Below are 24135 nucleotides of genomic sequence, written 5' to 3'. Positions count from 1 at the left end.
ACTACGGCCGGGCCGCGAAGCGTTCCAGCAGGTCCACGTGCCCGGACACGATGAGCATGTCGCGGGAGGACACTTTGGTTTCCGGCCGCGCGTAGGTGAAGTCCTCCCCGGGTGACTTGACGCCCACAATCGTTACGCCGTACTTGGACCGGACCTTGGACTCGTCGAGGGTGAACCCGACTGTTTCGCGCGGCGGGTACATCTTCACGATGGCGAAATCGTCGTCGAACTCGATGAAGTCCAGCATGCGCCCGGACACCAGGTGGGCAGCCCGGACGCCAGCGTCGGCCTCAGGGTAGATCACGTGGTTGGCGCCGATGCGGGTAAGGATTTTGCCGTGGGAGGGCGTAATGGCCTTCACCCACAGATGCTCAATGCCAAGGTCCACCAGGTTCACGGTGATCAGCACCGAGGACTCGATGGACGTGCCAACGCCCACGACGGCGGAGCTGAACTCCTGCGCGCCCAGCTGGCGGAGTGCGTCGATGTTGGTGGCGTCCGCCTCGACAACGTGCGTCAGGAGCGGCGCCCACTTCTGCACCAGGGTCCGGTCCCGTTCGATCGCGAGCACTTCCCGGCCTTGCTTGACCAACTGCTCGGCGGTGGAGGAACCGAAGCGGCCCAGCCCGATGACCAGCACCGGGGCGTTGTGTGCGGGGCGCCGGGGGGCGTCTGGGGAACTAGCCAATGATGGGCCTCTCTTCGGGGTAGTGGTACAGCTGGCTGCGCTGGCGCAGGGCCAGTGCGGCGGCGAGGGTCACGGTGCCCACGCGGCCGGCAAACATCAGGGCGCTGAGGACATAAACGCCCGACGGCGGCAGCTCGGCACTGAGGTTGGTACTCAGCCCGACCGTGGCAAAAGCCGAGATGGTTTCGAACAGCACCCGGTCAAGCGAAGCACCGCTGATGTGGAGCAGGAGGAAGGCGGACACGGACACCAGGGTGGCGCCGGCGACAATCACCGAAATAGCCACCCTCATGCTGCCTTGGGGAATGGTCCTGCCGTAGACCTTGACGTCGGCATCGCCCCGCGCCTCGGCGATGATTGCCAGGAACATCACGGCGATGGTTGTCACTTTGATGCCGCCCGCCGTCGAGGCTGACCCGCCGCCGGCGAACATCAGCGCGTCCGTCAGGAGCATGGTGGTGGACTCCATCTGGTTCTGGTCCACCAGGTTGAATCCGCCGGACCGCGTCATGACGGAGGCGAAAAGGGCATGCGTGATCTTGTCGCCGAAATCCATCCCCCCGATCGTCCGGGTGTTATCCCACTCCATCAGCCCCCATAGGAACGTGCCGGCCACCAGCAGGATCAAGGAGACCTGGATGGTGAGCTTGGTGTGCAGGTTCCATTTTTTCCAGTTCAGCCCGTTTTGCTGCAGGACCATCACCACGGGAAATCCGAGGCTGCCCAGGAAGACGCCCAGCATCAGGGGGACGAGGATCCAGAGGTCGGTCTCATAGGGCACGATACCGTCCGAGTGCGGGGTGAAGCCGGCGTTGTTGAAGGACGAGATGGAATAGAAGATGCCGTGCCAGACGGATTGCCAGAAGGGCTCGCCCAGGGTCAGGAACCGCGGGATAAGGGCCAGCGCAAGGATTCCTTCGATGACCACCGACGTGGTGATGACGATCCGCAGCAGGGTACCCACCTCGCCAAGCCGGCCAGCGTTGTTCATCGATTCCGCTGCGATAATTTTTCCGCGGACACCGAGGCGTTTGCTGACCATCAGCGCCAGCAGTGACGCCAGCGTCAGGGTGCCAAGGCCGCCGATGAAGACGCCAACCAGGATGACCAGCTGGCCGAAGAAGGACCAGTGCACGGCCGTAGAAACCACCGTCAGGCCTGTGACACAGACCGCGGACACGGCTGTGAACAGGGCCTGGTGGGGTGGCGTGACAGTACCGGTGGCGGAGGAGATGGGCAGGGACAGCAGGAACGTGAACACGAGGCACACGGCGGCAAACGCACTCAGCGCAAGCCGGGCCGGCGAGGTGTTGGCAATCTCGTCAATGAAGTCGCGGAGCCGCGTCAGAACCCAGAGGCCCTCCCGCTCCTGCGCGGGATGCCAGCTGGCCGGGTTCCGGGGCCTCGACTGGCTTTGCGTCATGTGTGGCTTGTCCTCGGTCGAATCTGCTTCCCTCAGTAGTAAACCACTTATGCCGGCGTAATGGCCGGGCCGGAAGGGGCGCGGGCTCAGGTAGCCTGTGATTGATGACATATCTGCCCGGCCTCAGCCAGCCCGCGCCGCCGACGACGGTGGTGTGGGGTGCCGACATGACCGCATACAATTTCGGTCCGGGCCACCCCATGGCGCCCGAACGGATGGACCTCACGGCACGCCTGGCCCGAAGCCTGGGACTCCTCGACCTCGCCCACGTTTCAGTGGCAGAGCCCGGCGTGGCCACCGACGCTGAGCTGGGATCAGTCCACTCGGCTGAGTTCGTGGCTGCGGTCCGCAGGGTCAGTGAGGATCCCTATGCGGCTGACGAAGCCCGCGGACTGGGGACCGAAGACGATCCTGCGTTCGCCGGTATGCATGAAGCCGCCGCGCGGCTGGCCGGGGGGTCGCTGTTGGCCGCTTCGAGGATCCTGGAGGGATCGGCCCTGCACGCGGTGAACTTCGGCGGAGGCATGCACCATGCCGCACGTGAGAAAGCGAGCGGGTTCTGTATCTACAACGATGCCGCGCTGGCCGTGCAGAAGCTGCTCGACGGCGGCATCCGCAAGGTGGCGTACATCGACGTCGACGCCCACCACGGGGACGGGACGGAGAGCATCTTCTGGGACGATCCCCGTGTGCTCACCGTATCCCTGCACGAAAGCGGGCTCACCCTGTTCCCCGGCACCGGGTTCGCCAACGAGATCGGTGGGCCAAATGCTGAGGGAAGTGCGGTCAACATCGCGCTGCCTTCGGGGACGGGTGACGCAGGCTGGTTGCGGGCGTTCCACGCGGTAGTTCCGCAACTGGTGGCAGCCTTCAAGCCCGAGGTGATCGTCAGCCAACACGGCTGTGATTCGCACCGCACGGATCCGCTCACGCACCTCAACCTCAGCGTTGACGGGCAGCGGGAGGCGGCCACCGCCGTCGGGAATCTCGCCGCCCGCTATTGCGATAACCGCTGGCTTGCCACCGGTGGCGGCGGGTACAACGTCCTGCACGTGGTTCCGCGTTCCTGGAGCCACCTGATTGCCATCGCCGCGGGGAGGCCCGTGCCGCTGCGGACCGCCGTCCCGGAGGACTGGCGGGGGTACGTCGAGGACAAATTCGGGGCGGCAGCGCCCGGACTGATGGGCGACGACGTGGAGCTATGGTGGCGGTCCTGGGAAGTGGGGTTCGACCCCAACGACGCCGTGGACCGCACCGTGATGGCCACCCGCAAGGCGGTGTTTCCACTGCATGGACTGGATCCCTGGTTCGACTGATCGATGTGTCCTCCTTCTGCCCCAGGCCGGCGAAATAGTTGATGCCTTTCGGGGCATATGTCGCTAGGGTTGGAGGCATGGTGACAGACGACGTATTTGCCGTCATTGCGGAATCGACCCGGCGGGACATCCTGACCTCCCTTCGTTCCGGAGACAAGGCCGTGGGGGAGCTCGTGGAGGAGCTGGCAGCGAGCCAGCCCACCATCTCCAAGCACCTGAAAGTCCTGCGGGAAGCCCAGCTGGTGAGCATGCGGGCGCAGGGCCAAAAGCGCTACTATGCGCTAAACCGCAAACCGCTGGAAGGGATCGCCAGTTGGCTTGAGACCTTCGACGTCGGCGCTGCGGCTCCCGCCCAGGAGTCTCCGGCAGCGTCCGCCTCCATCCCGGACGCCGGTTCTGCGGCTCCTTCTGCTCCGGCCAGGCGCGGCGATGTCACAGCCGGTGCGGTGGCGGCAGAGGCTGTCTCGGCCGGCGTGCTGGCGCCCGATGGCGCTGACCTGAGTCCCGCCGTCGTCATCCCTGGCGGAACCACTGCCCCGCTCAGCGATGACAGCGTGCCCCAGCAGATTGGCCGGACCGTGGGCCGCGCAGCCACCAAGGCAGCTGACCTGCTGGCGAACCTGCCCAACCTGCCCAAGTTCGGCCGTAAGAAGTAGCCCCTAAAGCACGTAAGCAGCCTCCGTGTCCAGCAGGGACATGGAGGCTGCTTACGTGGGCGGGGACTTACTTGTTCAGCAGGCGCACGTGGTCCGGGGTCAGCTCGGAGAGCTTGCTGACGCCCAGCAGGGCCATGGTGCGGGCCATGTCCTTTTCGAGGATCTGAATGGTGCGGTCGACGCCTGCCCGGCCGCCCGCCATCAGGCCGTAGAGATAGGCCCGGCCGATCAGGGTGAAGTCCGCGCCGAGCGCGAGGGCGGCCACGATGTCCGCGCCGCTCATAATGCCGGTGTCCAGCATGATGGCAGCGTCAGTATTGTCCGCGGTGAACGCCTGCTTGACCTCGGGGAGCAGGTGGAACGGGATGGGTGCGCGGTCCAGCTGGCGGCCGCCGTGGTTGGAGAGGACCACACCGTCTGCGCCGTGGTCAACCACCCGGCGGGCGTCCTCGGCGGTCTGGATCCCCTTGACCACCAGCTTGCCCTTCCAGGTTTCGCGCAGCCAGTCCAGGTCCTCGAAGGTGAGGGTGGGGTCGAACATGGAGTTGATCAGGTCCGCTACCGTGCCCGTGTAGCGGGACAGCGAGGCGAAAGTGAGCGGCTCGTGGGTGAGGAAGTTGAACCACCAGGCAGGGCGGTAGGAAGCGTCCAGGACGGTCTTGATGGTGAGCGCCGGCGGGATGGTCATGCCGTTGCGGACGTCGCGGAGGCGGGCGCCGGCCACTGCGGTGTCCACGGTGACCATCAGGGTGTCGTTGCCCGCCTTGGCGGCACGCTCGATGAGCTCCAGCGAGCGGTCGCGGTCCGTCCACAGGTACAGCTGGAACCAGTTGCGGCCGTTCGGAGCGGCGGCCGCCACATCCTCGATGGAGGCGGTGCCCATGGTGGAGAGCGTGTAGGGGATTCCGGCGGCTTCGGCGGCCTGGGAACCGGCGTACTCACCTTCGGACTGCATCATCCGGGTGAAGCCGGTGGGGGCGATGCCCACCGGGAGGCGGGAAGGCTTGCCCAGGATGTTGGTGCTCAGGTCGATAGTGGACACGTTCCGCAGGATGCCGGGACGGAATTCGATGTCCAGGAAGGCCTGGCGGGCGCGGCGGAGGGTGATCTCCTCCTCAGCAGCGCCGTCCGTGTAATCAAAAGGCGCCTGCGGGGTGCGACGCTTGGCGATGTCGCGCAATTCCCACACGGTGCTGGCGCGCTTGAGCCGGGCTTCCTTGCTGAACTCAGGCTTTTTGAACTGCATCAGGGGAGCCAGGTCGGCGTATTTGGGAATGCGGCGCTTCAGGGCTGCCGGGACGGCGGACGCCTTTCCTGCAGGAGCCGCTGCTGCTAAAGGCGCGGACGTTACCGGAACGTCCGTGGCGTCCGGCGCGGGTGTGGTCTCCGGGTTGTTGGGCTGGATGGTGTGGGTCATGGCGTCCTCCGTTGGGCCAGTGGCAGGTCTGCCGTTCGGGCAAACCGTTCTGTGGTCTAACCACACTGTAGGGCATGTGGTCCAACCACATCAACTACTATTGCCCCATGAAGACCCATCAGCTTGTCCTGTCCTGGATTGAGAACGAGCTTTCCGAGGGACGGCTGGCAGTAGGCGGCCGCCTGCCAGCGGAGCGATCGCTGGCCGAGCAGCTTAAGGTCTCCCGTACCTCCGTCCGGGAGGCCATCCGGATTCTGGAGGCGATGGGAGTTGTGCGCGCGGGAGTGGGGTCCGGCCCCGAGGCAGGGACGGTAGTCATTTCGGATCCGACGGCGGCCCTCGGCTCGGCCTTGCGGCTGCACGTTGCCACCCAGCACCTTCCCGTTGCCGACATTGTGGAGACGCGTGTGCTCCTGGAATCGTGGGCGGTGTCCCATGCCAAACCTGATTCAGCGGAGCTGGCCACCGCCTCCCGGCTCCTGGAGAAGATGGATGCCGAAGCGATGGAAGTGGATGAGTTCCTTGCCCTTGACGTTCGCTTCCACCTGGCCCTGGCGGACGCGGCGGGCAATGCGGTGGTCAGTGCGATGATGGGATCGTTGCGGGAATCCATCACCGGCTATGCGTCCCGGCTGACGGCCAACCTGCCGGACTGGGATGCCACTGCAGCCCGTCTGCGCACCGAACACCACGACATTCTCGCCGCCGTTCACAATAACGACGGCGACCGGGCGGCCAAGCTGGTGGCAGCCCACATCGAGGGCTACTACCGCGAGGCCGGAGTTGGCCCCAACGATGGTGAAGCGCGGGTCTAGCCGTGAACCGTTGAGCGGGGAGCCTTGGCCGGGCCGCTGCTGGCCCGGACCTGGAGGCGCGGCTGGTACCGGCTGCCGGGCGCGTCGTTGTCTTCCTTGCGGATCAGCGCGCGGAGCTGCTGCCACGCCTGCTCGCCCAGTTCTGTGATCGGGACTGCGGCGGTGGTGAGTGCAGGCGTGGTGTACCGGGCGAAGGGGATGTCGTCGAAACCTGTTACCGAGATGTCGCCGGGAACGTCGAGGCCGCGTTCGTGGAGCCCGCTCATGAGGCCCATGGCCACCAGGTCGTTGAAGGCAAGAATTCCGGTGGCGCCGCTTTCCAGCACCGCGTCCACGGCTTCATGCCCGGTGTCGAAGTCCGAGCCGCCTTCCAGCATCCGGACATCCACGTGGGGGTGGGCGGCCTTGAATGCTTCCAGGCCCTGGAGCCGCATGCCGTTGGACGCGCTTCGCGGTGGGCCTGCCAGGAATGCCAGCCGGGTGTGGCCCAAATCCACCAGGTGCTCCGCGAGGTCCTGCACCCCTTGGCCGTAGTCCACCACGAGGCTTGGTACATCCGCTGCTGCGGTAGTGCGGTTGATCAGCACCAGCGGCCGGAGCGACGGCGCAATTTCTTCCAGTTCAGAGTCGCTCATGCGCGGAGCGCACAGGACCAGGCCGTCGCAGCGCCGGCGTGCTTCGCCGGCGAGGATAGTTTCTTCGCTGGAAACCTCAAACGAGTCGGCGATCAGGACGCGGTACCCGTCCTGGGCAGCCGCACGGCTCAGGCCACGCAGGATTGCCTGGAACGTGGGGTTTGCCAGGTCCGGCACCACGATGCCGATGGTGTCGGTCTTGCCCAGGGCGAGGCTGCGGCCAACCGGGTTGGGCTGGTACTTCAACTCCGCCGCAGCGGCCCGGACACGGGAGGCGATGTCCGGGTCAACGGTGAAGTTGCCGTTCATTACGCGGGACACCGTCGCATGGGACACCCCAGCTTTGACCGCAACATCCGCGATCCCGATCCTGCCGGTTGCCGATCTCCTGACCATGGTGGTCCCTTCCTAAGCGCGGCGGGCCGTGCCCTGAGCCGTGGTGCTGCCCGCCGGCAGGTTTAGCCGGTTCTCCGGCGGTGTCTTGAGTCAAAGCATATACCGGCGCGGGAAAGCGATTTCTACTGTTTTCCCAAGTTTTCCCACAACTTTCGGGCTACTGTGAGCGGCTTCATCAGCGAAAGCAGTAGAAAACGCTTTCTCCCAATGCTGATAGTGGTTGACGGATGCCCGTTCCGGTTGGTACAAATCTAATAGCGACCTGAGAAAACGCTTTCTTAGGCAGGTGCAGCAGTGCACCGATTGTCGAACGTCAGAGGCCGCCCGCTGCGGCCGGGTAATAGCTTTCGAAAGGGACCCCTCATGGTCAACACAGCCGAGTCGAGTACTGCTGCAGAGGCGGCAACAACTGCCGCGGACACCGCCGCCGCCGCCGGTGCTGCAGGACGGAGCGGCAAAGCCCGTATGGCTTTGATCGGCACCGGTGGCCGCTCCGAAATGTATATCCGCGCCATCTTCGGCAAGCACGCAGACACCGCCGAACTGGTGGCGTTCTCGGACGTCAACCCCGGCCGCGTGGAGTTCTACCAGAAGCTCATCCAGGAACTGGGCGCACCTGGGCCTGTAGCGTCCTTCGATCCTGCAGACCTCACCCCTTTCATCCAGGACAACAACATCGACCGCGTGGTGGTGACCACGCCGGACTACACCCACGCCGACTACATTGTTGAGGCACTGCGCGCAGGGGCGGACGTCGTCGTCGAAAAGCCGCTCACCATTGACGCAGACGGCTGCCGCCGCATCACCCGGGCTGTCCACGAAACCGGCCGCAACGTCGTGGTTACGTTCAACTACCGCTACTCGCCGCGCAACAGCGCCCTGAAGGAGATCATCCAGAGTGGCGTGATCGGCAAGGTCACATCCATCGACTTCAGCTGGGTCCTGGACACCGTCCACGGCGCGGACTACTTCCGCCGCTGGCACCGCGAAAAGAAGAACTCCGGCGGCCTGCTGATCCACAAGGCCTCCCACCACTTCGACCTCGTCAACTGGTGGATCGACGACGTTCCCGAGCGGGTCTTCGCCTCCGGCGGACTCAAGTTCTACGGCGACAAGAACGCCGCGGAGCGCGGCCTCGGTCCGCGCCCCGAGCGTGGAACGCCCGACGCCGATGCCCCGGCCACCGCGGAGAAGGATCCGTTCACCCTCGACCTGCGGGAAGATGAGCGGCTCAAGGCTCTCTTCCTGGACAACGAGCACTACGACGGCTACCGCCGGGACCAGGACGTCTTCACCGGCGGCATCACCATTGAGGACAACCTCGCGCTGGTGGTGGAGTACCAGGGTGGCCCGCGCCTGAGCTACTCGCTGAACGCCCACAGCCCTTGGGAGGGCTACCGGGTAGCGGTCAACGGCACCGAAGGCCGCGCCGAACTGGAGGTCGTGGAACGCGCTGCCGTTACCAGCAGCACGGACAAGAAGACCGTAGTGGACCCGAGCGCGACCCCCATCGAAGAGGATGACGCCATTCGCCGCAACGGCGAACGCCTCGTGGTCCAGCGCCACTGGGAAGCCGCCTACGAGGTGCCGATCGTCAACGGCGAAGGCGGCCACGGCGGCGGTGACGAACTGCTCCTCTCGGACCTCTTCAATGGACCGGGCGAGGATCCGCTGGGACGCCCCTCGGGCTACCTGGACGGGCTGCGTTCCGTCTCTGTCGGCATCGCCGGCAACCGCTCCCTCGAGTCCTCCCTGCCCGTACGCATCGAGGACCTGGACCTCGGCGTCGACCTGCGCCGCGGCAACTGACGCGGGCTGGGAACAACCATGAGCACAATATTTGTCACCGGCGGCTCCGGCCGCCTGGGCCGCAGCGTTGTGGCCGGACTTGCCGGCAAGGGCCATCAGGTCATCTCGGTGGACCGCGACGCCGTCCCCGCTGAACAGCTGCCCGCCGGCGTCGTGCAGGAAACTGCCGACCTCCTGGCCCCGGGTGAGGCGCTGCGCCTCCTCCGGGAAACCACGCCCGACGCCGTCATCCACCTTGCGGCGATAGCGGTACCGTTCAGCGCGCCTGAGGACGTCATCTTCGCCACGAACACCCGGCTCGCCTTCGCCGTGATCAGTGCGGCGACGGAGGTCGGCGTGCAGAAGATCGTCACCGCCAGCAGCCCCACCGTGCTGGGCTACGGTTCACCCGCAGGCTGGCTGCCGCCGTCGTTCCCGCTGGACGAGCGGACCCCGCCGCGGCCCTGGAACGCGTACGCGCTGTCCAAACTCATCGCAGAGCAGACGATGCAGACTTTCGCTGCCGCCCAGGGTGAGAAGATCCGCTATGCGGCGTTCCGCCCATGCTTTGTCATTTCGCCGGAGGAATGGGAAGGCGCACCGACGCAGCAGGGCCACACGCTCGCCGAACGGCTGGCCGATCCCGCCCTGTCCGCGCCCGCACTGTTCAACTACGTGGATGCCCGGGACGTGGCGGACTTCCTGGACCTGCTGCTGGAGAAGATGCAGTCCATCCCCAACGGGGAAACCTTCTTCGTCGGAGCCGCGGATGCCCTGGCCACCGCGCCGCTGGCTGAACTGATGCCCAAGTTCCTGCCCGGAAGCGAGGCCCTCAGCGCAGGACTCGCGGGCACCAGCCCGGCCTTCTCCATTGCCAAAGCACAGGAACTCCTGGGCTGGCACCCCACGCGCAGCTGGCGCACCGAACTGAAGTCCCATCCCACCCTCAACGACGAGAACTCTGCGCTGGTTACCGCCGGCAGCGGAGCCAAGGAGACACCATGAAATTCGACGGCGTACTGTTCTTCCCCGTCACCCCCTTTACGGCTGAAGGCGCCGTTGACGTAGCGCTGCTCAAGGAACACATCAGCTCCCGCCTCCCGTTCGGCCCCGGCGGTGTTTTCCCCGCCTGCGGCACTGGCGAATTCCACGCCCTCAGCATCGAGGAGGTCCGCACCGTGGTCACGGCCGCCGTCGAGGTTGTCGCAGGAAAGGTTCCGGTAGTAGCAGGCGCCGGCGGCCCGCTGGGCCACGCCATTGCTGCGGCCCGCGCTGCCGAAGAAGCAGGCGCGGACGCACTCCTGGTGCTGCCGCCGTACCTGGTCACCGGCCCCACCGACGGGCTCGTGGCGTACATCGAGGCTGTGGCCAACGCCAGCAGCCTGCCGGTGATCGTTTACCACCGCGGCAACGCCAAGTTCACCGCCACGTCCATGGCGCAGCTGGCTGCCAACCCCAAGGTGGTCGGCTTCAAGGACGGATTGGGCGACGTCGGCCTGGCCCAGGAAATTGTATCCGCAGTCCGTGCCACCGGACGGGAGGATTTTGCGTTCTTCAACGGCCTGCTGACCGCCGAACTGACCCAGGGCGCCTACCGCGGCCTTGGCATCCCGCTCTACTCCTCGGCCGCCTTCGCGATGGCACCGGAGATCGCCAAGGCCTACTACGACGCGTACATGGCCGGCGACGAGGACCGCCGCAACGCCCTGCTGGAAGGCTTTTACGCACCGCTGGTCCGGCTCCGCGACCAGACTCCGGGCTTCGGCGTCTCGCTGATTAAGGCGGGCCTGCGCCTGGGCGGACTGCCCGTCGGCTCCGTGCGCCCGCCGCTGGTTGACCCCACCGAGGAGCAGCTGGTGCAACTGAAGGCCATCCTCGCCAAGGGCTACGAGCTGGCTGGTCGCTGATGAGTGCCCCCGCAACTGTTGCCGTCCGCACGGAACCGCGCATCACGGGCCTGAGCACCCGGCTCATCACTGTACCGCTGCGCCGCAGCTGGGGTGTTGAGGCGCCGGAAAACCACGTGATCGCCACAGAGATTCACACGGACGACGGCGGCGCGGGGCACGGTTTCTCCTGGACGCCCACCATTGGTCCGCAGGCGGTTAAGGCCCTGCTGGACTACGACATCGCCCCGTTCATCACCGGGCTGCCCGCCAACCCGGAGGTTGTGTGGGACGCGGTATGGAAACGGCTGCATGAAGCCGGCGGCGGGGGATTGACCACCATCGCCATGGCCGGGGTGGACCTTGCCCTCTGGGATCTGCGGGCCTCCCGTGCCAACACGTCCGTCACCGGACTCCTGGGGCAGCGCCAGGAGTCCGCGGAGGTGTACGGCTCGGGAGTAAACCTGCACTACAGCCTCGAGGAGCTCGTAGCCCAGACTGAGCGGTGGGTTGCCGCCGGGCACCAGGCAGTAAAGATCAAGGTGGGCAAGCCGGACATCCGCGAGGACGCCGAACGGGTGGCCGCGGTCCGCTCCGTCCTGGGGCCGGACCGGAAGCTGATGATCGACGCCAACCAGCGCTGGGACCTGCCCACTACGCTCAAAGCCCTGGACGTCCTGTCCGGGTTTGGCCTTGAGTGGCTTGAGGAGCCCATCCGCGCGGACGACCTCTGGGCCTACCGCAGGCTCCGGAAGCACTCGGCCGTGCCGATCGCCCTCGGTGAAAACCTGCACACCATCTACCGCTTCCGCGATTTCATCGAAGCGGAAGCAGTGGACATCATCCAGCCCAACATCATCCGGGTGGGTGGGATTACACCGTTCCGTCGCATTGTTGAGCTTGCACGGACCAACAGCATCAAGGTAATGCCGCACCTGCTGCCGGAGCTGTCCGGCCAGCTGGCGCTCACGCTCGCGGAGCCCACGCTGGTGGAGGACGTGGAGGAGGCCTCCTTTGAGCAGCTGGGGATCCTGGCCGCCCCTTCGCCGGTTCGGTTCAGCAACAGCCGGCTGACGCTCACCGACCAGCCCGGACTCGGCCTCCGCTTCCACGACGCAGGCTGAAGCAGATCAACGCAGACTCGATGAATCCAGACAAGAAGAACAGGTACCTCAAGTGACAACTGCAACTCTTTCCCTGTCCGAGCTCACGGCCGCCGCCACGGAGGCAGCCAAAATCTCCGCAGCAGCCTCTGACGCGGAACGTGCCGCCTGGCTGACGGCCGTGGCCGATGCGCTCGACGCCAACGCCGCGGAACTGGTGGAGATCGCGGATTCCGAGACGAGCCTTGGCGCAACCCGTCTTACGGGCGAAGTGGCCCGGACCACCGGGCAACTGCGCCTGTTCGCCCGCGTGATCACCGAGGGTTCCTACCTCGAAGCCGTGATCGACCATGCCGACCCCAACTCCACGCCACCCAAGCCTGACCTCCGCCGCATCCTGCGGCCCATCGGCCCGGTTGCGGTGTTCTCCGCGTCCAATTTCCCGTTCGCGTTCTCGGTAGCCGGCGGAGATACCGCGTCCGCCCTTGCCGTGGGCTGCTCCGTCATCGTCAAGGCCCACTCGGGCCACCTGCGCCTCTCGGAGCGGACAGCCGAAATTATGGCCGAGGCACTGTCTGCCGCAGGAGCGCCGGAAGGCCTCTTCGCCCTGGTGGCCGGCCGCGAGGTGGGAACGGCGCTGGTACAGGATCCCGCCATCAAAGCAGTCGGCTTCACCGGCTCCATCCCCGGTGGCCGCGCCCTCTTCGACCTGGCCACGTCCCGCCCCGAGCCCATCCCGTTCTACGGCGAACTCGGCAGCCTGAACCCCGTCGTCGTTACCGAGCGGGCCCTGGCAGAGCGCGCCGCGCAGCTTGCCGAGGGGCTGGCCGGATCCTTCACCCTTGGCGCCGGCCAGTTCTGCACCAAGCCCGGGCTGGTCTTCATTCCGGCTGGAACGGACTTCGCCGCGAAAGTGGCGGAGGCCAGCAAGGACAAGCCGGCGCTCGGCATGCTGACCACCCGGATCGCCGAGGCGTACCCGGACGGGCTGCGCAGCTTCGCTTCCGTGGAAGGCGTTGACGTGGTGAGCGGCAGCGTGGACCAGGATGCGGTGTCCAATGGAGCCGCCCCGGTGGTCTTCTCCACCTCCGCGGCGAAGGCTCTTGAGCGCCCGGAGGAACTGCTGGAGGAGTGCTTCGGCCCCACCACCATGCTGATCGAATACACGGACCAGGAGGAGCTGTCCGCAGTCCTGGCCAGGGTACCGGGCAGCCTGACCGCCACGGTGCACGCGGAGCCGGGCGAGGACGTGTCCGGGCTCGTGGAGCAGCTGTCCAACCTGGCCGGCCGCGTCCTCTTCGACGGCTGGCCCACCGGCGTGGCCGTCAACTGGGCACAGCAGCACGGCGGTCCCTACCCGGCCACCACCTCGCTCTTCACCTCGGTGGGTGCGACGGCGGTCCGCCGGTTCCAGCGTCCGGTTGCCTACCAGGATGCGCCCGAAGCGGTCCTGCACCCGGCCCTGCGCGAAAGCAACCCGCTCGCCATCCCGCGCCGGGTGGACGGGGAACTCATCCTCCCCTAGGAAACGCTCTCTCAGTTGATGTGGGTTTAACCGAAACGCTCTCTCAGTTGCTTGCCTGTACTCCGGCTTCGACTGAGAGAGCGTTTCGCGTTTTGGCGCATTAAGTGAGAGAGCGTTTGATTAGAGCTGGAGCGTGGTTGGCCGCTGGAGGCCGTTGACCGTCGTCGAGGGCCACCGGGGGTCCACGGTAAGGACCTGCAGTCCGGATTCGGTGAGCTGGACGGTGTCCTCGATCTTGACGCCGGGCCCGGACGGGTTCCAGGTGAAGGCCTGGTTCAGGACCACCGTGTCTGTCGCCGCTGCGGTGACCCGGGGGTCGCGTCCCGCGTAGCCGGCTGGCCCGCCCTGATGGTGCAGTTCCCACTGCTCGGTGCCGAAACCGTGCCGCGCGTAGGCGGCCTGGATCTCGGCAAAGATCCGGTCCAGCCTGGCGCCGGGGACGGTGGCGTCGAAGATGTCGGCTTCCACTGCTGCGATGCGGGCCTCGGCGTCGCGCTCTTCCGGGGTGCCGGCGTCGAACCTTAACCAGCGGGTGATGTTGGCCACCAGGCCGTCCCGGCGGGCGCACACCACAGCCATCGCACGCCGGCCCAAGGGCGAGTGGGTGGCCAGCGGGTGCCGGAAGTCGCTTCGGCTGCTGCCGTTGCACAGGAGGACCAGCGGCTCCGCACCGGCGGCTACAACCCGGGCGGCCAGCGTGGATGCCAGCTCAAACTCGGTGGTTTCCGGCCGTGCCGTTGAGAGCACGTCGGTCATGATGGCAGCGACGTCGGCGCTGAGGCGGGCATACCGCGCGCTTTCAGCCGGGAGCAGCTGCTGGCGGGCCGCCCGCAGCTCAGCTGCTACGGCTCCTTCGGCCAGCGGTGCGGCCTTCCCGGTGGTGCCGACGGCGGCTGCCACCTCGTGCAGGTTGCCGTACCAGGGCACCGAGTGGAGGGTGACGCCGGAGGGCAGTTCCTCGGCAGCGATGCGGCCGGCTTCATTGTTGAAGGTGACCAGGTGGTCGCCGTCGCGGTCCACGAGGACGGCTGCGATGGGATCGCCGGCCAGGCTGATGTGCACCCGGCTGCCGTCCAAGTACCACGTCAGCGCCGTGTGGGTGGTGAGCAGCAGGGAATCCTGGCCCTTGGCGTCGAGGATGTCCAGGACCCGGCTCCGCTTGACCGCGCGGTCCTCCGCGGAGGCTGGTGCCACCCGGACGCCAGGAGCCGCAACGGGTCCTGATGGCGTCGGGTCCAGCATCGCGGTGCCGCTCCCTCTGCCCGGAAGCGGTGCGGTGTCTGCTGTTGTCTGGCTCATGAACGATTCCCCTGCCGGTTGATCAATGCTTCGATGTCTGCTGTGCCCAGGATGCCGTCGGCCACAAAAACGGTGATGCTGCGTTGGACGGAAGTGCCCGGTTCTGCGATAACCGGGGTGTCCCAGGCGAGTGACTGGCCCACTCCCGGGTAGCCGTCCGCCCGGACGAACCAGGGGTCGGTGGAACCTTCTGCCGCGACGAAAACGAGGGTGGCGCTGCCGTGCGGCGTGCCGCCCTGGGCAGTCCCGCCGTCGGGCGTTCCGGCCTCGAACGTCCCCGCCTCGAACTTCCCCGCCCAGGCGAGCCAGGGCGTTACCGAACCGTGCACCTCGGATTCGCCGGCGCCGGCGGTTGTCCAGACGGCGGCGCTGTCGCAGGCCGGCAGCCTCCAGAAGAACCCGCCGTAACCTCCTTCGTGGCGACCGTTGGAACCGGGGCTTCCGAGGCTGACCGGCTGGTTCCCGGCGGGGGAGAGGGCGAAGTCCAGGGACAGCTGCCAGGCGGTGGAACTGATGCCGGACCAGGTCCAGGTTCGGTCCTCCACCAGGACGGGGGTGCCGTCGGGCCCGTTCCAGCTCAGGGTCTCCTGCAGCCGGCCGTCGTGGCCGCGGGACGTGGCGGCCGTTTCCTCAATAAGAGTCGCTGTGCTGGTGATGCAGCCGTGGTCCGGACGCCAAACGTATTGTCCGGCTTCGCGTGTGTAGGTACGCCCGCCCCAGAAATTGATGCCGTCCACGTCCTGCAGGGCCACGCCGACGCCGAGGTGCCAGACGTGGTCCAGCGGCTGGTGGTCCGTCACCACGGTGCCTTGAAGGGTACGTACCGGGTGCAGGTAGGGCCGTGGCGACGAGACAGCGCGGATACGGCTGCCGTCCTGGTACTGGGCCATGGCCTGGCCGTCCAGCGTCAAAGTGCGGACAGGCGGGAGGGCCCGCGCCCACGGCACTCCCAGCTCGGCAAAGGTGGCCTGCGCCTTGATGGCGCGCTCGATCAAGGTGCCGATTCCGTGAACAACTGGATGGGCGTCGTCGCCCTCGCCTTCCCACGTGATGCCGGCCGCGGGGATGGCTTGGGGTGCCGGGGCTGTTCGGATGGCCTCCAGCACGGAAGTGAAAGCACCGGTGTCCGGCAGGGAACACAGCAGCCGGGCACCCGTCGAGCGGGCATCCAACAGGTTCTCGAGCAGGTCGGTGCGGCCGAATTTCTCGCGGCGCTGGCCGTCGGCGGTGCTGATGACCACCTCGTCCCGGGTATAGAAAAACGTGATCTCGCCGCGGGTTCCATGCACCGTGACGGACGGATCCTGCTGCTCGGGCGCGCACAGCGTCAGCCCGCAGAGCAGTGTGGTCCCGCCGGTGGTGCGGACGCGGATGATGGACGTGTCATCGCTCTGGGTGTCGTGTGCCCGGTAAAGGTCTGTCTCCACTGTTTCCACGTCCGCGAGCGTGTGTGCTCCTGCCATATGCAGTGCGGTGGCCACGGCGTGGGCGAGGGCGTTGGTTGCCACACCGTCCACCACGTCGATGCCGTCCAGGCTGCGCTTCCCGGCCCAGCGCGAACGCTTGAAGTAGGCCTTGTTCCGCACCCACTGCCCTTTCGCGCTCAGGCCGAGGATGTCACCGATCCCGCCCGCTTCCACCAAACGGCGAATGGCGGGCAATGCGTGGGATCCCAAGCTCTGGAAGCCCACCTGGACCAGCAGCCGGGCCGTTTCAGCGGCTGCCAGCACCTCCTGGAACTGGGCGAGGGACGCCACGGGCGGCTTCTCCACATAGACATCCTTGCCCGCTGCCAACGCCGCGAGGGCCAGGGGGGCATGCGTCTGGATGGGGGTGGCAAGGATAACGACGTCGACCCCCGGATCCGCTGCCAGCAGTTGTCCCAGGTCATCGAAGACGGCTACCGACTCTGCCAGCCGTCCTTCTGCGGGAGGATTGGGGTCTGCGACGGCGACCAGTTCCAGGGCCCCGGCTTCCTCGAGCCGGGCGAGGTTGGCAAGGTGGCGTTCGCCGAATCCGTGGACGCCCACCAAGGCTATGCGCGGAACCGCTGCCGGGTCAGTTGCCGGTGCCGTGCGGGTGCTGTTCTCCGCGGTGGCGGATTGTTGAGTCATCAGGAAGTTCCTCCCGGGCTGAAGGTGGTTTGGAAGTCGGGTGTGCCCGCAGCAGCCGGGCCGGATGTGTCCGGCTGCGTGGCATGCAGCGTGGAAGACAGGAAGTCCAGGGCTTCCTCCTGCATCCGGGCCGTAAAAACATGGCCGCCCGGCCAGAAGCTTCCGGTGTAGCTCCCCGGGCGGTGCAGTGACTCCAGGATGCGGTGGGCCTCACGCATGCCGTCTTCGGGGAAAAGTTCATCTGCCAGGGCGTATTGCACCAGCAGGTGTCTTGCGCCGGATCTTGCCGTGAGCTCAGGCCAGTCACCCAGCCGCCACAGGCCGGGGGTCTGCAGCAGCCAGGAATGCGCGTCCAGGTGGGCGGGAAGAAGCGACCGGAAAGTGGTCATCATGCACGTCACCACGTAGCTGCGGATCCGCGGGCTCAGGGCGGCAAGGGCCAGGGCGCGGCCACCGCCACCCGAGAAGCCGATGCAGCCCAGCCGGTCCTGGTCCACGTCCGGCAGTCCGGCGAGAATCTCCAGGGCCGCCAGGTCGTCATGGGCCACCATGCCGGCGAGGCTGGTGCCCAGCAGGCCGGCGGTCTTGGCCACGGTTTCCTCGTGGAATGCGGCGGCGGCGTTGTATTCATCAGCTTCGGAAGGCACGACGCCGTCCTGCCGCCACTGCGCCAGCCGCGCCTCCAGGGCCGAGGCCGTCCGCCACGGCGGAACGGAAAGGTCAAAGCGGCGGCTGCCCCAGGCGAACGTGTCGTGGGCGAGGACGGCGAAGCCCCTGCGGGCCACCTCGATGGCAAGCGCGCGGCCGTCGTAGTGGCCTGCCCGTGCGTTTTCCGCCGAGGCATGTGATTCCGGGAGTTCCACCAGCCGGTCCGCCCCGCCGAACTTGTTGCCCCCATGGCAGTGCAGGGCAAGGACACCGGGCAGGGGTCCGGAAACCCCGGCCGGCCGGACCAGCCAGCCAGTGGTGCGGGGGCCGAAACCCAACTGCCAGCTGAGCTGGGAGGTGGTGACGCCGTCGTACGTTTTCGCCCAATGGACGGTTACCTCAGGCTGCTGGGACGCGCCAGGTACCCCAAGCGCGTCCGCAAGTTCCTGCGACGCCGGGGCGGCGGCCTGGTACCGGGGGTTTTGCTGAACATAGGCAGGCCAGTCGCCGTAGCCGGCTATCGCGCTGGGCCGTGGTGGCCGGGCTTCGAAGGTCAGTTCGGCATCGGGGCTCACTGGCCTGCCTCCTGTTCTGATGTTGCAGTGCGGAATTGTCCGGGCGTGCGGTTAGCCCAGGTTCGAGTTGACCTCTTGGATAAAGGCCTTGGCAGCATCCCGCGGTGAGGTCTTTCCGAACAGTACATCCGTGTTGAGCCGGTTAATGACCTCCATGGTGGCCGACGATCCGGCGGGGAAGGGCAACGGCGGCTCGATCTTCAGCTCGGCAATCCGGTCCAGGTATTCCGCTTCCTTCTGCTGGGATTCCTTGAGGAGAGGCGTGATGGCGGCCTTGAGTTCGGTGTTGGCAGGCATGCCGCGGTCGCTCTTGATCTTGGTGGCCGCGTCCACGTTGTTCACCAGGTAGTTGATGAACATGGCTGCTTCCTTGGGGTGAGCCGACTTCGAAGAGACGGCGTATTCCATGGAGGACCGCAACCACGCGCCCGGCTGCTTGCTCTCATTCGGGAGCTTCATCATCACCAGCGGTGAACCCGAGTATGAGTTCATCTGGTTGCTCCAAGAGATCTTCATGCCCTGCTTGCCCTGGCCCATCAGCGTCAACTCGGGCTGGGCAGAGTTGTCCTCGACAGTCTGGGAGGCCGACGGTGCGGCGCCGGTTTCCATCAGCTTCTTGTTCATCTCGAACCACTCGGTGGCGGTGTCCTCGCTGATGCCCAGCTTCTTGCCGTCATCGGTGTAGAGGTCCTCGCCGTGCTGGCGTGCCCATACCGCAAGGAACGAGTCGTTGGTCATGGGGGTGGTTCCAAAGGTTCCGGCCGGAGACTTCTTGGTAATCTCGGCGGCGATTTCGGCGTAGTCGTCCCAGGTCCAGGTCTCGTCGTCGGGCAGCTCGACTCCGGCGGCCTCGAATACTTTCGGGTCGACCACCATGGACATGGAGTTGACGCCGGCGGTGATGGTGTACTGCTTGCCGTCGATCTTGCCCAGGTCCACTGTGCCCTCTGCGAACTTTGACGTATCGATCTGGTCCTTGACCTTGTCCAGGTCCAGCAGCACGCCCCGGCTCGCGTATTCACTGGGATAGGCACCGCTCATGGCGAAGACGTCCGGAGTGGTGCCCCCGGCGATCTGTGTGGCCATCTTGTCCCAGTAGGAACTGAATTCCGTGTTCTCGCCCTGCACCTTGATGGTGGGGTTCGCCGCTTCGAAGTCCTTAATGACTTCCAGGGTGGTCTTGGCGCGGGAATCGTTGCCCCACCAGGCGAAGCGGATGGTGACGGGGTCTTCAACAGTCCCCACCTTGCTGGCTTCCGGACTGCTGCCGCAGCCTGTTAAAACGAGTGCCAGCGCTGCCGATGCGCCGGCGACTGCCTTGGACGACTTTTTGAGACTAAACCGCATTGTCCTGCCCCTCAGTTGGTGTTTTCCGGTGAAGTGACGCCGGTAACAGAAAGCGTTTTCTCAAAAACTAACAAAGGGCTATACAAGAGTCAAGAAACCGTTTACTTTGGTACCGAGCCGCTTTTGAATCCGAACCACCGCCAGGTGATGCAACGGATGACCGCCACTCCTGGTCCGCTTCTTTAGGAACTGCGCCCGGGGCGGTGGGCGTCCGTACTCGCTCCGGCGATACCAAATACGTGGAGGCCACGATGACCAAAGGAGACCACATGGCCGCTAAACACATACCCAGGGCATCGCGCCCGGCTGGAATGCCGGCTGCAGCGGGCCTGCTACACGGAACGGGGTTGCCGCAGTGAGCGCCATCAGCGAACTCAGCTCGATTTCCCGGAAGAAGGGTAAAGCGACCCCGGAAGAGAAGAAGGCGAACAGCCGCGACAATAAGGCCGCGTATATCTTCCTGCTGCCGTGGCTGGTAGGCCTCGTCGCCATCACCATCGGCCCGATGCTGATGTCCCTTTACCTGTCCTTCACGGACTACAACCTCCTCCAGCCTCCGGAATGGGTCGGTTTGGAGAACTTCACCCGGATGCTCACGGACGCCCGGCTGCACAACTCCCTGGGCGTGACCTTCACCTACGTTTTCATCGGCGTCCCGCTCCAGTTGGCCGTGGCGCTGCTGATCGCCCTTGTCCTGGACAAGGGCCTGCGCGGGCTGCCGTTCTACCGCTCGGTGTTCTACCTGCCGTCCCTGCTGGGCGGGTCGGTGGCTGTTGCCATCCTCTGGAAGCAGATTTTCGGCACTACCGGCCTGGTCAACCAGGTCCTTGCGATGTTCGGTATCCAGGGACCGGGCTGGATCTCGGATCCCAGCACGGCCCTTGGTTCCATCATCCTGCTGCACGTGTGGACCTTCGGCGCTCCCATGATCATCTTCCTGGCAGGCCTGCGGCAGATCCCTGCCATGTACTACGAGGCGGCAAAGGTTGACGGGGCTACCACCCTCCAGCAGTTCTGGCGGATTACCATGCCGATGCTGAGCCCCATCATCTTCTTCAACCTTGTGCTCCAGATCATCGGTTCGTTCCAGTCGTTCACCCAGGCGTTCATCGTCTCCGGCGGTAACGGCGGGCCCTCGGACTCCACCATGTTCTTCACCCTGTACCTCTACCAAAAGGGATTCGGCCAGTTCGACATGGGTTACGCGTCCGCCATGGCCTGGCTCCTCCTGGTGATCATCGGCATCTTCACCGCCATCAACTTCATCGCTTCTAAGTATTGGGTTTTCTATGACGACTAAGCTTGAGACGCTGCCCACCCCGGAGACTGCCGGCGCGGGCAAGCCTACGAACCGCCGCAAGCCCAAAGTCAGGGAGTCCCGGGGCACCCTGGCCTTCAGCAAGGCGCAGCGCAGCAAAGCGCTGATGAAACATGCCATCCTCATCCTTGCCGGCGGGCTCATGATTTACCCGCTGCTGTGGATGGTGGTGTCCTCGCTGCGGCCCAATGAGCTGATCTTCCGGGAGCCCGGCCTGTGGCTGAACAGCCTGGAGATGAGCAACTACACGTCCGGTTGGTCCGCGCTGACCCACCCCTTCGGGCACTACATGATCAACTCCGCGATTGTGGTGATCGGATCCATCCTGGGCAACCTGATCTCGTGCTCGATGGCTGCGTACGCCTTCGCCAGGCTGCAGTTCACCGCCAAGAAACTGCTGTTCGGCATCATGCTGCTGACCATCATGCTTCCGTTCCACGTGGTGATCGTCCCGCAGTACATCCTGTTCTCGCAGATCGGCTGGGTGAATACGTTCTGGCCGCTGATCGTTCCCAAGTTGCTGGCAACGGAAGCGTTCTTCGTCTTCCTGATGGTGCAGTTCATCCGCGGCATTCCCCGCGAACTGGACGAGGCCGCCAGGATCGACGGAGCCGGCCACCCGCGCATCTTCCTGCAGGTCATCCTGCCGCTGATGGTGCCGGCACTGGCCACCACCACCATCTTTACCTTCATCTGGACCTGGAACGACTTCTTCGGCGCCCTGATCTACCTGACGGACCCGGACATGTTCACGGTTCCGGTGGCACTGAGGGCCTTCGTGGATGCACAGTCGGCCACGAGCTGGGGATCGCTGTTCGCGATGTCCATCGTGTCACTGTTGCCGGTCTTCCTGGTGTTCCTGTTTGGCCAGCGATTCCTCATCAAGGGCATCGCGACCACCGGCATCAAGTAGTCCCTGCCGATCAGCAGCGCGGCAGTTGCTGATGGCGCTCCGGCACTTCGCGAAACGGCCCGTCCGATGGCGGGCCGTTTCTGCAGTTCCAAAAGAGTTTCAAAAACATCTTGTAATACAAGTTGAGCACTTGTAGCATTAGGTGCAGAAAGCGGTTTCCCGTTTTCCCCTCCTGCTCCTGGTTTCATCCCCCCACCCAATCCCCAGCACCTGATCAACCAGCATCATGATCAAAGAAGATCGGAGTATCCAGTGCCGCTATTTACCCGCCCTGCGTCTGCTGCCAAGCAATCGGCAGAGACACCCACCACGGGCTCACGCCGCCCGCTACGCAAGACAGGCCTGGTAGCAGCCGCTGCCGCCGTCGTCATGGCCCTTAGTGCCTGTGGCGGAGGAGCTGCTTCGGAAAGCGCTGATGGTCCCGTCGAACTGCGTTTCTCCTGGTGGGGTGGCGACAAGCGGGCCCAGCTGACGCAGGAAGCCATCAAGCAGTTCGAGGCTGAAAACCCCAACATCAAGATCAAGCCCGAATTTGGTGATTGGAGCGGCTACTGGGACAAGCTGGCCACTCAGGTCGCGGCCAACGATGCCCCGGATATCATCCAGATGGACGAAAAGTACATCACTGAATACTCCAGCCGCGGGGCCCTTCTGGACCTGTCGAAGTACGAGATCGACACCTCCAAACTCGACGAAGCCGCGCTCAATGCCGGCAAGAGTGATGACGGATTGACCGGCATCGCTGCCGGAATTAACGCCGCAACCATCCTGGCCAACCCCAAAGTCTTCGAAGCCGCTGGAGTGCCGCTGCCCGACGACTCCACCTGGACCTGGCAGGACTTCGAACGGATTGCCACCGAAATAACGGCCAAGTCTCCCCAGGGCACCTACGGCGCCGCAGCTTACGGAACCGATGAGGCTTCACTGGGCGTCTGGCTCCGCCAGAACGGCAAGTCCCTGTACACGTCCGACGGCAAGTTGGGCTTTGAGCCGAGCGACATCGCCGAATGGTGGGAGTTCCTGAAGCAGCTCAGCGAGAAGAAGGCAGTTCCGTCCGCTTCCGAGGTGGTAGAAGCTGAGGCCGCGCCGCTGGACCAGAGCGGACTCGCCACCGGCAAGAACGGCATGGCCTTCTGGTGGTCCAACCAGGCTCCTGCCCTCGAAAAGGCATCCGGCGGTGACCTGAAGATCCTGCGGTTCCCCACTAAGACCGGAAAGGCCGATGACGCCGGACTCTGGTACAAGGCTTCGCAGTTCTGGTCTGCTTCCTCACGCACCAAGCACCCTGAGGAAACGGCCAAGTTCATCGACTTCCTGGCCAACAACGTCAAGGCCGGCGAAGCGCTCCTGGCCGACCGCGGTGTCTACCCGAACTCGGATGTCCGGGCAGCCATTGAATCCAAGCTGACTCCTGCTGACGTCAAGGTGGTCAAGTTCATCGACCAGATCAAGGACGAGCTGGGCGAGGCTCCTGCTCCGCCGCCGAAGGGCGCCGGCTCCATCCAGGAAATCATCAAGCGCTACACCTCTGAGGTTCTCTTCGAGCGGCTATCCACGGAAGAGGCTGGCAAGAAGGCGCATGACGAGATGAAGTCCGCCATCAGCAGTTAGCATTCACGCCTAGTTTTCACACCGCCAACAAACACGGCTCTGGACACCTTGGGAGGACGCCTCCTCCGCCCATAACGTCCGACGGCGGGTGGCAGCTCCGTCCCGGCAGGAACCATTGGTTCCTCCCGGGACGGAGCTGTTTAAGGCGGAGCTGTTTAAGGAGTTGTTCGGGCCGTCAGTGGTAAGCCGCTACAAGCCGTGGGACCCAAGGCGTTCTGCTTATTGGGCCCGGTCGCCCGACGGGATAAGGACCCGCCGCCGCTGGGGCGGAAGTTGCGTGGTGCAACACGGCCGAGTACCTGGACCGAGTGCTTCGCGGCCATCGGTAATGCGGTTCCTGGCAGGGGTGGGGCAGTGGATCGGTAGGTATGGCCCGTGGGTGTGCGGAGTTCTACTGAGTGTCGGGGTCCCGGGGTAGGTGTGGCTGTCCATCCGGGTGCTTCTTTGGTGTGGTTGCAGGCTTCGCAGAGGCCTTGTCCGTTTCCGCTGTTGGTGGGGCCGTCTTTGTGCCAGGGGATGATGTGGTCGTGGTGGCGGATGGGCGCGTCGCAGTAGGGGGTGCGGCAGGTGTCGTCTGGGAGTGTTATTGACAGCCGGTCCGAGACTGGCTGTCAGGCTGGTGCTGTGACTTCGGACGAACGTGGCCCTGGTGTCGTTTTGCC

General features: G+C 65.3%; 19 protein-coding genes and 1 pseudogene. 11 read left to right on the top strand and 9 right to left on the bottom strand.

The features are described from left to right. Window position 1: 1 nt before the first annotated feature. Window positions 2-640, bottom strand: coding sequence for a potassium channel family protein (locus AC5RV1_RS14000; RefSeq protein WP_172801511.1), 639 nt, complete (start codon window positions 638-640; stop codon window positions 2-4). A gap of 40 nt (window positions 641-680) precedes the next feature. Then, window positions 681-2111: a TrkH family potassium uptake protein gene (locus AC5RV1_RS13995; protein ID WP_493949133.1), complete on the bottom strand. Its 1431-nt coding sequence runs from the start codon at window positions 2109-2111 to the stop codon at window positions 681-683. A gap of 104 nt (window positions 2112-2215) precedes the next feature. Between AC5RV1_RS13995 and AC5RV1_RS13990 the strand changes: the two genes are divergently transcribed. Further along, on the top strand, window positions 2216-3427 hold the full coding sequence (locus AC5RV1_RS13990) for an acetoin utilization protein AcuC (protein ID WP_493994963.1): 1212 nt from the start codon (window positions 2216-2218) through the stop codon (window positions 3425-3427). A 77-nt stretch (window positions 3428-3504) separates the two neighbouring features. Continuing rightward, window positions 3505-4083 carry an ArsR/SmtB family transcription factor gene (locus AC5RV1_RS13985; protein ID WP_493949136.1) on the top strand — a complete coding sequence of 193 codons (579 nt, stop codon included), beginning with the start codon at window positions 3505-3507 and terminating at the stop codon, window positions 4081-4083. A gap of 67 nt (window positions 4084-4150) precedes the next feature. On the opposite strand, the gene AC5RV1_RS13980 is transcribed toward AC5RV1_RS13985, so the two are convergent. Then, window positions 4151-5500, bottom strand: a complete 1350-nt coding sequence (locus tag AC5RV1_RS13980; protein WP_493994962.1) for an alpha-hydroxy acid oxidase — start codon at window positions 5498-5500, stop codon at window positions 4151-4153. 107 nt (window positions 5501-5607) lie between these two features. On the opposite strand from AC5RV1_RS13980, the gene AC5RV1_RS13975 reads away from it, so the two are divergent. Next, complete coding sequence (locus AC5RV1_RS13975; protein WP_493994961.1) at window positions 5608-6315, top strand: FadR/GntR family transcriptional regulator; 708 nt, start codon at window positions 5608-5610, stop codon at window positions 6313-6315. Here the strand turns inward: AC5RV1_RS13975 and AC5RV1_RS13970 are convergent. Then, window positions 6312-7346 (bottom strand): LacI family DNA-binding transcriptional regulator, encoded by a 1035-nt coding sequence (locus tag AC5RV1_RS13970; RefSeq protein WP_493994960.1) that lies wholly within the window; start codon window positions 7344-7346, stop codon window positions 6312-6314. The two genes, AC5RV1_RS13975 and AC5RV1_RS13970, sit on opposite strands and share 4 nt — an antisense overlap. A gap of 363 nt (window positions 7347-7709) precedes the next feature. Between AC5RV1_RS13970 and AC5RV1_RS13965 the strand changes: the two genes are divergently transcribed. Genes AC5RV1_RS13965 through AC5RV1_RS13945 form a run of 5 tightly spaced genes read left to right on the top strand, consistent with a single transcriptional unit; the run spans window position 7710 to window position 13648 of the window. After that, window positions 7710-9155 (top strand): Gfo/Idh/MocA family oxidoreductase, encoded by a 1446-nt coding sequence (locus tag AC5RV1_RS13965; RefSeq protein WP_493949140.1) that lies wholly within the window; start codon window positions 7710-7712, stop codon window positions 9153-9155. Window positions 9156-9173: 18 nt separating this feature from the next. Next, window positions 9174-10139 (top strand): NAD-dependent epimerase/dehydratase family protein, encoded by a 966-nt coding sequence (locus AC5RV1_RS13960; protein ID WP_493949141.1) that lies wholly within the window; start codon window positions 9174-9176, stop codon window positions 10137-10139. Continuing rightward, window positions 10136-11041 carry a 5-dehydro-4-deoxyglucarate dehydratase gene (locus AC5RV1_RS13955; RefSeq protein ID WP_493949143.1) on the top strand — a complete coding sequence of 302 codons (906 nt, stop codon included), beginning with the start codon at window positions 10136-10138 and terminating at the stop codon, window positions 11039-11041. Before AC5RV1_RS13960 ends, AC5RV1_RS13955 begins: the two co-directional genes overlap by 4 nt. Next, window positions 11041-12144, top strand: a complete 1104-nt coding sequence (locus AC5RV1_RS13950; RefSeq protein WP_493994959.1) for a mandelate racemase/muconate lactonizing enzyme family protein — start codon at window positions 11041-11043, stop codon at window positions 12142-12144. Before AC5RV1_RS13955 ends, AC5RV1_RS13950 begins: the two co-directional genes overlap by 1 nt. 52 nt (window positions 12145-12196) lie before the next feature. Beyond that, entirely contained in the window at window positions 12197-13648 is a 1452-nt protein-coding gene (locus AC5RV1_RS13945) for an aldehyde dehydrogenase (NADP(+)) (protein ID WP_493994958.1), read from the top strand. A 120-nt stretch (window positions 13649-13768) separates the two neighbouring features. On the opposite strand, the gene AC5RV1_RS13940 is transcribed toward AC5RV1_RS13945, so the two are convergent. From AC5RV1_RS13940 to AC5RV1_RS13925, 4 genes are read right to left on the bottom strand one after another with little or no spacing between them, the layout of a single operon-like run. Continuing rightward, window positions 13769-14890, bottom strand: coding sequence for a M24 family metallopeptidase (locus tag AC5RV1_RS13940; protein WP_493994994.1), 1122 nt, complete (start codon window positions 14888-14890; stop codon window positions 13769-13771). A 53-nt stretch (window positions 14891-14943) separates the two neighbouring features. Continuing rightward, a complete protein-coding gene (locus AC5RV1_RS13935; RefSeq protein WP_493994957.1) occupies window positions 14944-17061 on the bottom strand; it encodes a DUF6807 family protein in 2118 nt (705 codons plus the stop codon). Next, window positions 17061-18284, bottom strand: a complete 1224-nt coding sequence (locus AC5RV1_RS13930; RefSeq protein ID WP_493994956.1) for an acetylxylan esterase — start codon at window positions 18282-18284, stop codon at window positions 17061-17063. The genes AC5RV1_RS13935 and AC5RV1_RS13930 overlap by 1 nt, the downstream gene beginning before the upstream one ends. A gap of 51 nt (window positions 18285-18335) precedes the next feature. After that, on the bottom strand, window positions 18336-19631 hold the full coding sequence (locus AC5RV1_RS13925; protein WP_493994955.1) for an ABC transporter substrate-binding protein: 1296 nt from the start codon (window positions 19629-19631) through the stop codon (window positions 18336-18338). 355 nt (window positions 19632-19986) lie between these two features. On the opposite strand from AC5RV1_RS13925, the gene AC5RV1_RS13920 reads away from it, so the two are divergent. From AC5RV1_RS13920 to AC5RV1_RS13910, 3 genes are all read left to right on the top strand, one after another. After that, entirely contained in the window at window positions 19987-20931 is a 945-nt protein-coding gene (locus AC5RV1_RS13920) for a carbohydrate ABC transporter permease (protein ID WP_493949150.1), read from the top strand. Then, window positions 20921-21862 (top strand): carbohydrate ABC transporter permease, encoded by a 942-nt coding sequence (locus tag AC5RV1_RS13915; RefSeq protein WP_493994954.1) that lies wholly within the window; start codon window positions 20921-20923, stop codon window positions 21860-21862. Before AC5RV1_RS13920 ends, AC5RV1_RS13915 begins: the two co-directional genes overlap by 11 nt. A gap of 252 nt (window positions 21863-22114) precedes the next feature. Beyond that, window positions 22115-23473 carry an ABC transporter substrate-binding protein gene (locus AC5RV1_RS13910; protein WP_493949152.1) on the top strand — a complete coding sequence of 453 codons (1359 nt, stop codon included), beginning with the start codon at window positions 22115-22117 and terminating at the stop codon, window positions 23471-23473. 155 nt (window positions 23474-23628) lie between these two features. Here AC5RV1_RS13910 and AC5RV1_RS13905 read toward each other — a convergent pair. Further along, a pseudogene (locus AC5RV1_RS13905) lies at window positions 23629-24051 on the bottom strand (HNH endonuclease); the annotation flags it as partial. Window positions 24052-24135 lie beyond the last annotated feature (84 nt).

The organism is Arthrobacter sp. Hb9-2, assembly GCF_059091165.1.
Note: the sequence above shows the minus strand (reverse complement) of the source record. Positions and strands in the feature narration are given on the sequence as shown.

Excerpts from the sequence above, each read along its gene's own strand:
- AC5RV1_RS13955 (WP_493949143.1), top strand. The coding sequence starts at position 10,136 with ATGAAATTCGACGGCGTACTGTTCTTCCCCGTCACCCCCTTTACGGCT.
- AC5RV1_RS13925 (WP_493994955.1), bottom strand. The coding sequence starts at position 19,631 with ATGCGGTTTAGTCTCAAAAAGTCGTCCAAGGCAGTCGCCGGCGCATCG.
- AC5RV1_RS13990 (WP_493994963.1), top strand. The coding sequence starts at position 2,216 with ATGACATATCTGCCCGGCCTCAGCCAGCCCGCGCCGCCGACGACGGTG.
- AC5RV1_RS13950 (WP_493994959.1), top strand. The coding sequence starts at position 11,041 with ATGAGTGCCCCCGCAACTGTTGCCGTCCGCACGGAACCGCGCATCACG.
- AC5RV1_RS13935 (WP_493994957.1), bottom strand. The coding sequence starts at position 17,061 with ATGACTCAACAATCCGCCACCGCGGAGAACAGCACCCGCACGGCACCG.
- AC5RV1_RS13965 (WP_493949140.1), top strand. The coding sequence starts at position 7,710 with ATGGTCAACACAGCCGAGTCGAGTACTGCTGCAGAGGCGGCAACAACT.
- AC5RV1_RS13980 (WP_493994962.1), bottom strand. The coding sequence starts at position 5,500 with ATGACCCACACCATCCAGCCCAACAACCCGGAGACCACACCCGCGCCG.
- AC5RV1_RS13960 (WP_493949141.1), top strand. The coding sequence starts at position 9,174 with ATGAGCACAATATTTGTCACCGGCGGCTCCGGCCGCCTGGGCCGCAGC.
- AC5RV1_RS13940 (WP_493994994.1), bottom strand. The coding sequence starts at position 14,890 with ATGCTGGACCCGACGCCATCAGGACCCGTTGCGGCTCCTGGCGTCCGG.
- AC5RV1_RS13970 (WP_493994960.1), bottom strand. The coding sequence starts at position 7,346 with ATGGTCAGGAGATCGGCAACCGGCAGGATCGGGATCGCGGATGTTGCG.
- AC5RV1_RS13915 (WP_493994954.1), top strand. The coding sequence starts at position 20,921 with ATGACGACTAAGCTTGAGACGCTGCCCACCCCGGAGACTGCCGGCGCG.
- AC5RV1_RS13975 (WP_493994961.1), top strand. The coding sequence starts at position 5,608 with ATGAAGACCCATCAGCTTGTCCTGTCCTGGATTGAGAACGAGCTTTCC.
- AC5RV1_RS13995 (WP_493949133.1), bottom strand. The coding sequence starts at position 2,111 with ATGACGCAAAGCCAGTCGAGGCCCCGGAACCCGGCCAGCTGGCATCCC.
- AC5RV1_RS13985 (WP_493949136.1), top strand. The coding sequence starts at position 3,505 with ATGGTGACAGACGACGTATTTGCCGTCATTGCGGAATCGACCCGGCGG.